Annotated in this window: 11 protein-coding genes; all 11 read right to left on the reverse strand. The window is 44.0% G+C overall.

Translation table 11 applies throughout. From position 1 onward, the window contains the following. Nucleotides 1-4 precede the first annotated feature (4 nt). Complete coding sequence (locus BFU02S_RS01480; protein ID WP_066365631.1) at nucleotides 5-442, reverse strand: BrxA/BrxB family bacilliredoxin; 438 nt, start codon at nucleotides 440-442, stop codon at nucleotides 5-7. Nucleotides 443-484: 42 nt separating this feature from the next. Continuing rightward, the gene (gene meaB, locus BFU02S_RS01485; protein ID WP_066365633.1) at nucleotides 485-1,618 is read right to left on the reverse strand and encodes a methylmalonyl Co-A mutase-associated GTPase MeaB; all 1,134 of its coding nucleotides are present in this window, start codon (nucleotides 1,616-1,618) and stop codon (nucleotides 485-487) included. Next, entirely contained in the window at nucleotides 1,615-3,819 is a 2,205-nt protein-coding gene (gene scpA, locus BFU02S_RS01490) for a methylmalonyl-CoA mutase (protein ID WP_066365636.1), read from the reverse strand. Before scpA ends, meaB begins: the two co-directional genes overlap by 4 nt. Continuing rightward, nucleotides 3,800-5,665 carry a methylmalonyl-CoA mutase subunit beta gene (locus BFU02S_RS01495; RefSeq protein WP_066365638.1) on the reverse strand — a complete coding sequence of 622 codons (1,866 nt, stop codon included), beginning with the start codon at nucleotides 5,663-5,665 and terminating at the stop codon, nucleotides 3,800-3,802. The genes scpA and BFU02S_RS01495 overlap by 20 nt, the downstream gene beginning before the upstream one ends. A gap of 118 nt (nucleotides 5,666-5,783) precedes the next feature. After that, nucleotides 5,784-7,091 carry a dihydrolipoamide acetyltransferase family protein gene (locus BFU02S_RS01500; RefSeq protein ID WP_066365640.1) on the reverse strand — a complete coding sequence of 436 codons (1,308 nt, stop codon included), beginning with the start codon at nucleotides 7,089-7,091 and terminating at the stop codon, nucleotides 5,784-5,786. A 36-nt stretch (nucleotides 7,092-7,127) separates the two neighbouring features. Continuing rightward, on the reverse strand, nucleotides 7,128-8,111 hold the full coding sequence (locus BFU02S_RS01505) for an alpha-ketoacid dehydrogenase subunit beta (RefSeq protein WP_066365641.1): 984 nt from the start codon (nucleotides 8,109-8,111) through the stop codon (nucleotides 7,128-7,130). Nucleotides 8,112-8,123: 12 nt separating this feature from the next. Further along, a complete protein-coding gene (locus BFU02S_RS01510; protein ID WP_066365642.1) occupies nucleotides 8,124-9,119 on the reverse strand; it encodes a thiamine pyrophosphate-dependent dehydrogenase E1 component subunit alpha in 996 nt (331 codons plus the stop codon). 41 nt (nucleotides 9,120-9,160) lie between these two features. After that, entirely contained in the window at nucleotides 9,161-10,582 is a 1,422-nt protein-coding gene (lpdA, locus tag BFU02S_RS01515; protein WP_066365644.1) for a dihydrolipoyl dehydrogenase, read from the reverse strand. A gap of 14 nt (nucleotides 10,583-10,596) precedes the next feature. Then, a complete protein-coding gene (gene buk / locus BFU02S_RS01520) occupies nucleotides 10,597-11,706 on the reverse strand; it encodes a butyrate kinase (protein ID WP_066365646.1) in 1,110 nt (369 codons plus the stop codon). A gap of 122 nt (nucleotides 11,707-11,828) precedes the next feature. After that, nucleotides 11,829-12,932 (reverse strand): branched-chain amino acid dehydrogenase, encoded by a 1,104-nt coding sequence (gene bcd, locus BFU02S_RS01525; protein ID WP_066365652.1) that lies wholly within the window; start codon nucleotides 12,930-12,932, stop codon nucleotides 11,829-11,831. A gap of 31 nt (nucleotides 12,933-12,963) precedes the next feature. Then, on the reverse strand, nucleotides 12,964-13,863 hold the full coding sequence (yqiS, locus tag BFU02S_RS01530; protein ID WP_066365812.1) for a phosphate butyryltransferase: 900 nt from the start codon (nucleotides 13,861-13,863) through the stop codon (nucleotides 12,964-12,966). Nucleotides 13,864-13,941 lie beyond the last annotated feature (78 nt).

Genomic DNA, 13,941 nt, shown 5'->3' on the forward strand with positions numbered 1-13,941 from the left:
ATCTTTAAATTTCTTCGCAATATTTATCAAATTCCTCCTGTAGTTTGGCTACAACCTCAGCAGGAGTGTGGCCTTCAATTTGATGTCTTTCGATCATCGTGCAAATTTTGCCACCTTTTAATAAAGCAAAGGATGGCGAGGACGGCGGATAATTCGTAAAATAGCTTCTGGCTTTTTCAGTCGCTTCCTTATCCTGCCCGGCGAAAACGGTCACTAAATGGTCCGGGCGTTTATCATAATGAATGGCATAAGCTGCAGCAGGACGGGCAACCCCGCCGGCACAGCCGCAAACCGAATTCACCATAACCAAGGTCGTTCCTTTTCTTCCTAATGCCTCTTCCACTTCTTCAGCTGTTTTCAGCTCTTGATACCCGGCCTGGGTGATTTCTTCCCGCGCCTGGCGGACGATATCATTCATAAATATATTAAAATCCATACTCATTTAACATCACTCCTTTCTTATATCATAACAGTTAAAATGTGATTATTTCAAATGGATTGAGTCAGATAAAAATGCCGCAAACAAAGACTCGACAGCTTTTGCGACCGTCATTTCCCCTGCTATCACGCCATTTTCAATCTTCGGTAGCAAGTTTCTGACTTCGGGATGGTGATAGAAATAATGATGGAGCTGATCAGTAATCATCGAATTCAGCCATTCTCTGGCCTGAAATTTCCGTCTTTCCTCCAATACTCCGGAATCTTTCCCGGTTTGTTTAAACGATTGGATCAAGCTCCAAATCTCACTGATTCCTTCTTTTGTGACAGACGAACACGTATAGGCTTTTGTGGTCCACCCTTTTGTGGCAGGCTGCAAGAAATGAAGAATCCTGTTAAACTCTCTTTTTGTCTGTTCTGCCGTTTGTTTATTAGGTCCATCCGCTTTGTGAACGATGATGGCATCTGCCAGTTCCATGATTCCTTTTTTCATTCCCTGCAGCTCATCACCTGCCCCTGTCAAAACTAGCAACATGAAAAAGTCTACCATATCCCTGATAATAACTTCGCTTTGGCCGACGCCGACGGTTTCGATTAAAATCACGTCAAAACCGGCTGCTTCACATAGGAGCATGGCTTCCCTAGTTTTTCGATGAACTCCACCAAGCTTTCCTGCTGTAGGTGATGGCCGGATGAATGCTCCAGGGTTTCTCGCTAACTGCTCCATCCTCGTTTTGTCACCAAGAATACTCCCTCCACTAAGCTTGGAGCTTGGATCAATGGCAAGAACGGCGACCCGATGTCCCAGGCTGCATAAATACGTACCAAATGCTTCAATAAATGTGCTTTTTCCTGCACCGGGCACCCCAGTGATACCGATACGGATCGATTTTCCGGAATGCGGAAGGAGTTTTTGCAGGAGAATTTGTGCTTTTTGAAAATGCTGTTCAGCGTTGCTTTCGACCAAAGTAATAGCTCTTGCCAGCAGGCTTCTATTGCCCTTTAACACGCCTTCATATAATTCCTCGACTGTCAGCTCCACGTTCTTGCGTTTTTGAAAGCGAATATTTCTTTGAATGGAAACCGGTTGACCTACCTGTTCTGCTCCTTTTCTGACACTGCTTGAGAAGAGTTCCAGCTGATTCGAAACGCTCCATTCCGGCCGTTGGTCCTCCGTCATGCATCTGCCACTTCCTCGTAGCCCAATTGTTTATAAATTTCCATGATCACTTTTTGTGCCGCAACAGGAATCACTGTGCCCGGACCGAAAATGGCGCAAGCACCATGATTATATAGAAATTGATAATCCTGGGCCGGAATCACACCGCCAACTACTACTAAAATATCTTCACGGCCTAATTTTTTTAATTCTGCAACAAGCTGTGGCAGCAGGGTTTTATGACCGGCAGCAAGCGAACTCATGCCAATTACATGGACATCGTTTTCAACGGCCTGCAGTGCTGTTTCTTCTGGTGTTTGGAACAGCGGGCCGATATCGACATCAAAGCCAAGGTCGGCAAATGCCGTTGCAATGACCTTTGCGCCGCGGTCATGGCCGTCCTGTCCCATTTTGGCAATTAAAATTCTTGGCCGTCTGCCTTCATTTTCAAGGAATTCATCGGTCATCCTTTGCACTTCGGCAATTTCTTCTTCGTTATTAAAAGCCGTACTGTAAACACCACTGATTGAGCGGATAACCGCCTTATGCCTACCTGCCGCCTTTTCAATCGCGGCAGAAATTTCTCCTAATGTTGCTCGTACACGGGCTGCCTTAACCGCAAGCTCTAATAAATTCTGTTCTCCCGTTATCGCGGCTTGTGTTAAAGCTGTTAATGTTTCTCGAACCTTTTGCTCATCACGGTTTGCCTTTAATGTTGTTAATTTTTCGATTTGCTTTAAACGAACTGCCGAGTTATCAATATCCAAAATATCGATCGGTTCTTCTTGTTCAAGACGGAAGCGATTAACGCCTATGATTGTTTCCTTTCCGGAATCAATCTGCGCCTGTCTCTTGGCAGCCGCCTCTTCAATTTTCATTTTCGGCAGACCGGTTTCGATGGCTTTTGCCATTCCGCCAAGGCTTTCAATCTCTTCAATATGCTTCCAAGCGCGGTTGATTAATTCATCGGTCAGTTTTTCTACATAATAAGAGCCTGCCCATGGATCAATGACTTTCGTGATCCCCGTTTCTTCTTGCAGGTACAGCTGGGTGTTCCGGGCAATCCTTGCCGAGAAGTCGGTAGGAAGAGCAATCGCCTCATCCAGGGCATTCGTATGCAAGGACTGGGTATGACCCATTGCGGCCGCATGAGCTTCTATCAATGTTCTGGTCACATTATTAAAAGGATCCTGTTCTGTCAGGCTCCAGCCCGAAGTTTGGCAGTGTGTCCGGAGCGCCATTGATTTTTCATTTTTCGGCTGGAAGGATTTCATCATTTTCGCCCAAATGAATCGTGCTGCCCGCATTTTTGCTACTTCCATGAAATAATTCATACCGATTGCCCAGAAAAACGACAATCTTGGGGCAAAGGAATCGATATCAATCCCGGCTTTTAGACCCGTTCTTACATATTCCAGGCCATCTGCCAGCGTGTAAGCCAATTCCAAATCTGCTGGTGCTCCGGCCTCCTGCATGTGATAACCGGAAATGCTGATACTGTTAAACTTCGGCATGTATTTAGAGGTATATTCAAAGATATCCGCAATGATTTTCATTGACATTTCCGGTGGATAAATATACGTATTACGGACCATGTATTCTTTTAAAATATCATTTTGAATCGTCCCCGATAGTTTTTCCTGGCTTACCCCTTGTTCTTCAGCAGTTACGATAAAGAAGGCCATAATCGGAAGCACGGCCCCGTTCATCGTCATGGATACGGACATTTGATCCAGCGGAATTCCGTCAAACAGCGTTTTCATATCCAAAATCGAATCAATCGCAACCCCGGCTTTTCCGACATCTCCGACTACTCTTGGGTGGTCGGAATCATAGCCCCTGTGTGTAGCCAAATCAAAGGCAACGGATAATCCTTTTTGACCCATTGCCAAGTTTCGGCGGTAAAACGCATTGCTTTCCTCCGCCGTTGAAAACCCAGCATATTGTCTAACCGTCCATGGGCGATTGACATACATAGTCGGATATGGCCCTCTTGTAAATGGCGGCAGTCCCGGGAAAGACTTAAGATGTTCTAAACCTTCGCGGTCTGCTTTCGTATAAAGCGGCTTTAGCATGATCTGTTCATTCGTTTCAAATAATAAATCATCAATTGATACCTTCAGTTCTTGAGCGCACTTTTTCTGCCATTCTTCCTTTGTGTTGAAAGGTTTTTGCTGGTCAAATAATGGGATGTTCTGAAAATCAGGCTTTTGGACTGGCACTTAACGTCCCCTCCATTTCTGTCAGGATGAAAGAAAGAGTTTTATAGCAATTACTTTTCATATGAATAAATTCTTTTATTCCTTCCGCCAGCCACTGGCTTTGTTTTTCTTTTTCAGGAAGTCCTGCCAAGAAAAAATGACGGTCGGGGAATTCTTGTTTTAACCTCTTTATTAAGGCATGCCCCCATTCTTCATATTGTTCATTTGTACCGCAAATGCTTATAAATGGGGTTTTTAATCCGGAAATAAACTCCACTGCATCCTCCACAGAGAAAATAGGGGGACTTTCTATGGCTTCTGCTCCGCCGGCGGCAACGAATCCCTTCATAAAATCGAGCCGAGCTTTATACTGTTTAAATTCTCCAAGACAAATCATCCCGACTGACGGGCCTGCCCCCGTTTTCTGTTTTATTTGCTCGGCCCGGAAACGCATCTCTTCAAATGGCTCTGCCAGGCGGTGCTGGACAATAGCGGTTATGTTGATGATAGAATCCCTTTTGCTAAAACCAAACTGTTTGCTTTTCTGCTTTATGGTCGGAACCGGTTCATCCAGTTTCGCATAAACATTTGTTCCAATTATACTTTGTTTTCTTGTTTGGACATCATGGATCCGCTGATCATATACAGCAGCGATTTCCTGCTGCAGCCAATTCGATTTTAATACTTCCAGTATTCCGCCATTAGCTTCAATCCGTTGAAAGAACGCCCAGGCTTTTTCGGCTAATTGATTGGTCAAATATTCGATATACCAAGAACCCCCTGCTGGATCAATCACCTTTTGTAAATGAGCTTCTTCTTTTAAAATCAACTGAATATTGCGGGCAATTCTTTCCGAAAAGACGTTTGAGCCGGTCAATTCATTAAAAGGTTCTACATGTAAATATTGAATTCCCCCTAAACACGCGGCAAATGCTTCACTTCCTGCCCGTAAAAGATTTACATGCGGATCAAAAACGGTTTTGGTAAAAGATGAAGTCACAGCAGAAATATGCATTCCTCTTGCGTGCTCTTTGGCACCATAAAGGCTTGTGATTCGGTCCCAAATGATGCGGGCAGCACGCAGCTTGGCCAGCTCCATAAAAAAATTACTGCCAATTGAAAATTTGAAGATCATCTTGGCTAAAATTGTAGGAAGCTCCATTCCATTTTCTAGCAGTCTTTCAAGGTAACCCACCCCTGTTGCCGCTGCAATTCCCAACTCTTGAACCGCATTTCCTCCACCGTTATGGTAAGTGGTTGTGTCGATGAGAATGGTTCTTAGGTTTGGAAATTGGTTTACAGAGAATGTTATTCCCTCCAGCCAATCTTGAAGGAACTGCTCCGAAATAAAACCACCCTCAGCGAACAAAGCAATTGGATCATTGGCAATATATCCTGTTAATGTTTTTCCTTCATAAAGATTTGCTAAATTTTCTAATAATTTTACTTGTAGCCATTCCGTATTAAGGGCAAAGGGGTAATGACTTGGCAAAGTTCCAGCTACTTCCGAAATGAGTTCGACAATTTCTTCCGTTATTTCAAAAGAAATGGCTGTCTGCCCTTTTCCAACAGCTTCGTGAAGTTTATTCTTCAGTTCTTTAGGCGAATGATAAAGAACTTTTTGGGCGACCCACCATTCATTTGTGATATAACCAAGTGGATCCTTGCCCCTTCTAAAATCCGAGCCTCCTGGATATTCCGAGACAGGATGCTCATCCCCTTCAAAATAAAGCGGTTTCAAAACAATGTTTTCATATGTAGAACTGTTTAACGATTCAACTTTTTTTCCCTTTAACGACTGCTCTGCTTTTTCCTTCCAATCATTAATTGATTGATTAGGAAAAACCTGACTACGTATATTCTCCAACCTCTTCGACTCCCTTCCCCGTAAAACAATTGAAATAATATTCAATTAATTCTATTTTAGAATAGATATATATTGGAAGCAATAGAAAACCGCTGCCATGTTAGACAGCGGTTTTCTATTAATAAATAGATGTATTCGATTTCGAGATATTTTCAATGATTTCTTTCACCCGAGCGAGGAAGCGGCCGCAGACTAGTCCGTCAAGAATGCGATGGTCAAGTGACATGCATAGATTAACCATATCACGGACCGCAATCATTCCGTTACTCATAACAACAGGGCGTTTCACGATGGACTCTACCTGCAGGATGGCTGCTTGCGGGTAATTGATAATTCCCATTGACTGAACAGAACCAAATGAACCGGTATTGTTTACTGTAAAGGTGCCGCCCTGCATATCTTCCGGACGCAATTTTCCAGCTCTTACCTTAACAGCCAGTTCAGAGATTTCACGGGCAATTCCTTTGATTGTTTTTTCGTCAGCATTCTTGATAACAGGGACAAACAAGGCGTCCTCTGTAGCTACGGCGATGGAAATATTGATTTCTTTCTTTTGGATAATCTTATCTCCAGCCCACATGGAATTAATTTGCGGGAATTCTTTCAAGGCCTGTGCTGCCGCTTTGACAAAGAAGGCAAAGAAGGTTAAATTAAAGCCTTCTTTTTTCTTGAACTCATCTTTAATGGAATTACGGTATTCCACAACATTTGTTGCATCCACTTCCACCATTGTCCAAGCGTGCGGTGCCTCATGCTTACTGCGCAACATATTGGCCGCAATCGCCTTACGGACGCCAGTAACCGGAATTTCAATATCACCAGGAACAACGGGAATATTGGCTGAAGGCTGCCCTTGTGCTGGTGCTGGTTCTGGACGAGCAGTAGATGCCGGCATTTCATCAGCCTTAGGAGCTGCTGAAGGTGCTGGTTCAACCTTTTGCCCCGCCTTTGGTATATTGCCGGACTCAATTAACTTTAACAAATCCTTCCTCGTAATCCGCCCCGCTGCACCGGTGCCTGACACCTGGGACAAATCAATCCCGTGCTCTTGCGAGAGCTTCAGCACAGCCGGAGAATAGCGGGCTTTTTGGCCCTGCTCTTTTTCGGAAACTGCCTTGCTTTGATCTTCGGTTGCTGGTGCAGCAGGCTTTTCCGTATTAGCTGGTGTTTCATCAGCAGTGCTGCCTTCTGTTTCGATTGTACAAATAAGTTCCCCGACTGCTAATGTATCTCCTTCTTGGGCGATCAGCTCTTTAATAATCCCTGTAAAAGAGGATGGAATTTCCGCATTCACTTTATCAGTCATAACCTCAGCAAGCGGATCGTATTTATTTACTTTATCTCCTGCTTTAACTAACCATTTACTAATTGTACCTTCTGTTACGCTTTCGCCCAGCTGCGGCATTTTAATTTGTTCTATTGCCAATGGTCCTACCTCCTAGACATTCACTCATTCGAACGATTAGAATTCAGCTAATTCCCTTATTGCTTTCTCCACTTTATCCGGATTGATCATAAAGAATTTTTCCATTGTCGGCGAGTATGGCATTGCCGGCACATCCGGACCAGCCAGACGTTTGATCGGGGCGTCCAGTTCAAATAAACAATGTTCTGCTATAATTGCAGAAACCTCGCTCATAATGCTGCCTTCCTTTGTATCTTCGGTGACAAGCAGCACTTTGCCGGTCTTGGATGCAGCTTCGATAATGGCTTCCTGATCAAGCGGGTAGACCGTCCGTAAATCGAGTATATGCACTGAAATTCCATCACCGGCTAATTTTTCTGCCGCCTGGAGCGCAAAATGGACACAAAGACCGTACGTAATGACCGTAACATCTTCTCCTTCACGCTTTACATCAGCTTTGCCGATTGGCAAGGTATAATCTTCTGTTGGAACTTCTCCTTTAATCAACCGGTAAGCCCGCTTATGTTCAAAGAAAAGGACTGGGTCAGGATCGCGGATCGCTGCTTTTAACAGCCCCTTAACGTCATATGGAGTCGACGGTATAACAATTTTCAGCCCCGGCTGGTTGGCAAAGACTGCTTCGACTGATTGCGAATGGTATAGTGCTCCGTGTACTCCGCCGCCATATGGTGCCCGGATCACAATTGGACAACTCCAGTCATTGTTGGAACGATAACGAATTTTAGCAGCTTCTGAAATAATTTGGTTCACAGCTGGCATGATAAAATCAGCAAATTGCATTTCAGCAATCGGCCGCATACCGTACATTGCTGCCCCAATACCGACTCCGGCAATGGCTGATTCGGCAAGCGGCGTATCAATGACCCGCTCTTCGCCAAATTGTTCATATAAACCTTGTGTTGCCTTAAACACTCCGCCTTTTTTACCGACATCTTCGCCTAAGACAAACACCTTCGGATCCCGTTCCATTTCCTCTCGAATGGCCATTGTGACCGCATCAATATAAGAAATTACCGCCATGTCTGTTCCCCCTTACCTTTGTGCGTAGACATATTTAAGCGCATCCTCCGGCGCTGAATATGGAGCGTTTTCTGCATAATCTGTCGCTTCATTCACTAATTTCATCACGCGGTCATTAATTTCTTTTTCCAATGCATCGTTCATTACACCGTTTTCTTTCAAATAAGCACCAAAAGTGATAATCGGATCTTGAGTTTTCGCTTCAGCCACTTCATCTGGCGCACGGTAGGACCGGTCATCGTCATCAGATGAGTGCGGAGTTAAACGGTAAGACACCGTTTCAATCAATGTCGGACCTTCACCGCGTCTTGCCCGGTCAGCCGCTTCTTTCACCACTTTGTAAACTTCTAATGGATCATTTCCATTTACAGTAAAACCAGGCATTCCGTAGCCAATTGCCCGGTCTGATACTTTTTCACAAGCTAACTGCTTTTCAACCGGTACCGAAATGGCATATTTATTATTTTCACACATAAAAATGACCGGAAGCTTGTGAACGCCGGCAAAATTAGCTCCTTCATGAAAATCTCCCTGATTGGAAGAACCTTCGCCAAACGATACATACGTAATAAAATCTTTCTTTTCCATTTTTCCTGCAAGGGCGATCCCTACCGCATGCGGAACTTGTGTTGTAACCGGTGATGACCCGGTGACGATTCGATTTTTCTTCTGGCCGAAGTGTCCGGGCATTTGCCGTCCGCCTGAGTTCGGATCTTCTGCCTTGGCAAATCCGGAAAGCATCAGTTCTTTAGGCGTCATTCCAAAAGCGAGCACCACGCCCATATCACGGTAATAAGGGCAGACATAGTCTTTTTCTCTGTCTAAGGCAAACGCAGCACCGACTTGAGCAGCTTCTTGCCCTTGACATGAAATAACAAATGGTATTTTGCCTGCACGGTTCAACAGCCACATCCGCTCATCAATGCGGCGGGCCAAAAGCATCGTTTCATACATTTCCAGAACTTTTTCATCACTTAAACCTAAAGCTTCATGACGCTTTTCTGTCATTCACTAAACCTCCCGATTGTTCGTAAAGTTATTCTCCTATTTTAAGCATGGATCGCTTTTCCGTCTACTGCCAGCGCTGCTTCGCCGATCGCTTCCGACAATGTTGGATGCGGATGAATCGTATGGCCGATTTCCCATGGTACAGCATCAAGAACCATTGCAAGTCCTGCTTCGGAAATCATATCCGTCACATGCGGACCGATCATATGTACCCCAAGAAGATCATCAGTTTCTGAATCGGCAATAATTTTTACAAAGCCGTCTGATTCACCAAACACAAGTGCTTTACCAATTGCCCGGAAGGAAAACTTCCCAACTTTCACTTTATGTCCTTTTTCTTTTGCCTGCTCCTCAGTGATACCGACACTCGCCGCTTCCGGGCTGCTGTAAATACATCTGGAAACAAGATGGTAATCAAGTGGCGCAGGATTTTTGCCGGCAATATGTTCGACGGCAATGATTCCTTCATGGGATGCAACATGTGCCAGCTGTAGGCCTCCGATACAATCCCCTATCGCATAAATATGAGATTCTTTTGTTTGGAAAAATTCATTTGTGACAATAACCCCATTTTCCACTTGAATCTCTGTATTTTCAAGTCCAATCCCCTCAACATTTGCCTGCCGCCCAACAGAAACGAGTATTTTCTCCGCCTTAAACTCTTGTACCGTTCCTTTGACTTCGGCAGAAATGGTGACACCATTATCTTTGACGATCGTGTCTGGCATAACCTTGGCGCTGGTGACAATAGTAATCCCTTTTTTCTTCATTAATCGCTGCATTTCTTTTGATATTTCTTGATCCTCTGTTGGTATAATACGGTCGGCGTATTCAATAACGGTCACGTCAACACCAAAATCAGACAGCATCGAAGCCCATTCAATTCCGATAACGCCGCCTCCAACAATAATAATCGATTTGGGAAGATTCTGTAACTGTAATGCCTCATCAGAGGTCATGACATATTCTCCGTCAATTTCAAGACCTGGGAGCGTTCTTGGTCTTGAGCCGGTTGCAATAACCACATTTTTCGGAATTAGCATTTCATTTTCTGTACCATCAGTCATTTCAACAGAAATCGTACCAGGCATCGGGGAAAAAATCGATGGGCCCAAGATGCGGCCAAAACCATGATAGACATCAATTTTCCCTTGCTTCATTAAATGTTGTACACCTTTATGAAGCGTTTCAATAATTTTGTTTTTTCGCTCCTGAACCTTTGCAAAATTAACAGCTACATCACCTGTAATGACACCGAACTCTTCGCTGCGCTTCGCATCCCTAAATACTTCGGCACTTCTTAAGAGTGCCTTGCTCGGGATACAGCCTTGGTGAAGACAGGTACCGCCGAGTTTTCCTTTTTCTACTATCGCCGTTTTTAGTCCGAGCTGTGAGGCGCGGATGGCTGCAACATAACCTCCTGTGCCGCCGCCAAGAATGACCAAATCATATTCATGTGCCACAAGTTGTTCCTCCTTCAACTAAATCGCTTTATCGTTTCAAAACTGCCTGGATATTCTTTCACCTGTTCTTCGCCCCGCAAGACACGAAGCGCCCCTTCGTTCAAGGCTTGCAGTTCATTTTCACCCGGATGAACGATCACATCGGCAATCCAATTAATCCGATCGGTGATAGATTGTACAAATTCTTTCCCGTACGCAAGACCGCCTGTCAAGATAATGGCATCCACTTTACCGGAAAGCACGGCACTTGCCGCACCAATTTCTTTTGCAATCTGATAGGCCATCGCTTCATAGATAAGCGTTGCATCACGATCGCCAGCAGCAATCATTTTTTCTACTTCAACTGCATTATTAGTGCCAAGATAACCGACAAGTCCCCCTTGTCCAACAAGCATTTTCATTATTTCTTCACGAAAATATTCGCCGGAAAAACAAAGAGCAACTAAATCTCCTGCCGGAACAGTACCGGCTCGCTCGGGACTAAACGGCCCTTCACCGTTAAGTCCGTTATTTACATCGATGACTTTGCCTTGCTTATGGACTCCGACGGTAATGCCTCCCCCCATATGGGTGACAATTAAATTTAATTCGTCATATCGTTTTCCCATTTCTTTAGCGATTCTTCTCGCAACAGCTTTTTGGTTTAACGCATGAAAGATACTCTTTCGTTCAATCAGCGGGAACCCGGAAATTCGAGCAATCGGCTCCATCTCATCTACGACAACAGGATCAACAATATATGCTGGAATGTTTAATCCTGCGGCAATTTCATAGGCGATAATGCCACCAAGATTGGACGCATGCTGTCCGGCGTATCCATTCCGCAAATCTTCCAGCATTAACTCATTTACTCTATATGTGCCTCCCTCAATCGGACGGAGCAGCCCCCCGCGGCCGCAAACAGCACTCAATTTCGAAATATTAATTCCCTCTTGATCCAATGTTTCCAAAATCGTACGCTTTCTAAATTCGTATTGATCAATAATATTTTCAAATGATTGGATGGCCTCCGACTCATGGCGGATTGTTTTTTCTAAAATCGAAACTTCATTATCGAATACTCCTATTTTGGTAGATGTCGAACCCGGGTTGATTACGAGAATTCGATACTCTTTATTTTGCAACGTATTGACCTCCAATAAGTTTCTATATGTATCATAAATCTAAATAACAAAAATCACCATATTCTCACATGAAAGGTAAAGACGCTGAAATGTATTCAGCGCTTCACCTAACTTTTTGTCTGTTATCGATTTAAGCGATGGCTTAAAATGTGATGACCGTTTCGTAAGAATTGGCTCCGGGAATTGCGAACCTTTTCAATCCGTTCTTCTGCCATTCTGTCAGCTGCTAAATAAGTAGGAATACCATCCCGTTTGGAAATTTCGATCACTTTCTCGATACTGTTATAAATCTGCTCAACCTTTTTCATGGCACGTTCATGATTATATCCGTATAATTCGTCAGCTACATTAATAACGCCACCCGCATTGATGACATAATCAGGTGCATAAACAATGCCTAGTTCATGGATCACATCACCATGTCGGGCATCCTTTAATTGATTATTCGCTGAACCGGCAATCACTTTTGCTTTTAATTGCGGAATCGTCTCGTCATTAATCGTTGCCCCAAGAGCACATGGTGCATAAATATCACATTCGACACCATAGATTTCGTCAGGATCTACGGCAAGAGCTCCAAATTCTTCAACAGCACGTTTCACTGCTTCCCGATTAATATCTGTCACGATTAACTGGGCTCCCTCTTCATGCAAGTAGCGGCAAAGCGTATATGCCACATTGCCGACACCCTGTACCGCAACGACTTTACCTTCTAATGAGTCAGTGCCAAAAGCCTCTTTTGCCGCTGCTTTCATGCCGCGGTATACACCATAGGCAGTAACTGGCGAAGGGTTGCCTGATGAACCGAAAGCAGGAGAAATCCCCGTTACAAAATCGGTCTCTTCGTGAATAATATCCATATCATCAACGGTTGTACCTACGTCCTCTGCTGTAATATATCTTCCGTTCAAGCCTTGAATATAGCGGCCAAATGCTCGGAATAACTCTTCGCTCTTATCCTTTCTTGGGTCACCGATAATGACAGTCTTTCCTCCCCCAAGGTTTAATCCTGCGGCTGCGTTTTTATACGTCATGCCTCTTGCCAGACGAAGCGCATCTTCAATAGCTGCCTCTTCCGAAGGATAGGTCCACATGCGGGTACCACCAAGAGCAGGCCCAAGGGTTGTGTCGTGAATAGCGATGATCGCTTTTAATCCGGATTGCTTATCTTGGCAGAATACTAATTGCTCATAATCATATTTTTCTAAGTATGTGAAAATTTCCATGTTGTTTCCTCCTCTTAATTAAAAAATGATGTTATTCATTCGTACAACTTAATGCAAGTGCCAGCGAATAGAGCTTGCTTTGTGCTTTATCCGCTCTTGAAGTTAAAACAATTGGGACCCTGGCTCCGGCAATGACAGCACCGACCTTTGCTTGAGCAAAATAAACTAAAGATTTATACAATACGTTTCCAACCTCAATGGCTGGGACTAATAAAATATCCGCATTTCCGGCTACTTCACTCTGGAGCCCTTTGTGTTCTGCTGCAAGCACTGAAACCGCATTATCCAGTGCCAGCGGCCCATCAATGATACACCCCGTTATTTGGCCGCGACTATTCATCATAGTTAATGCGGCCGCATCTACAGTTGCCTGCATAACCGGGTTCACCACTTCTACAGCCGCAAGCGGAGCAACTTTAGGGGTTTCAATCCCAAGTTTTTTTGCAATTGCAACGGCATTTTGGACGATTTGGGCCTTTTGTTGGAGATCAGGAGCAATATTCATTGCTGCATCTGTCACGAGAATCGGCCGGTTGAAGCCAGGAACTTCAAAAACAGCAACATGAGATAAAACATTGCCCGTCCGCAGGCCGTACTCTTTATTTAATACAGCTTTCAAAAAAATATTTGTTGGGATGTTCCCTTTCATTAATACATTAGCTTCTTTATTATAAATAGCTTTTACAGCAAATTCAGCCGCTTGAGCTTTGGAATCTGCATGTATTATTTTAATGTTTGGATTCCCATTCAAATGTTTTAATGCTACGATCGTTTCAATTTTCTTCTGGTCCCCGAAAAGAATGAAATTGCCGAGATTACGATTTAAAGCATCGGCTACAGCGTCGATCACTTCTTCATCTTCCGCTACAGCTACTGCAATAGTTTTCTTAGCTGTTTGGGCTACTTTGTCGATCAATGATTCCAGCAGCAGTTGTATCAACCCCTTTTATGATATCTGCAATTCCAATCTTTTAATATGCAAGAACTGTGCCAAAGATTTCATCCTTGA

This window comes from Neobacillus fumarioli NBRC 102428, assembly GCF_001591485.1.
In the GTDB taxonomy this organism is placed as follows: Bacteria; Bacillota; Bacilli; order Bacillales; family Cytobacillaceae; genus Neobacillus; species Neobacillus fumarioli.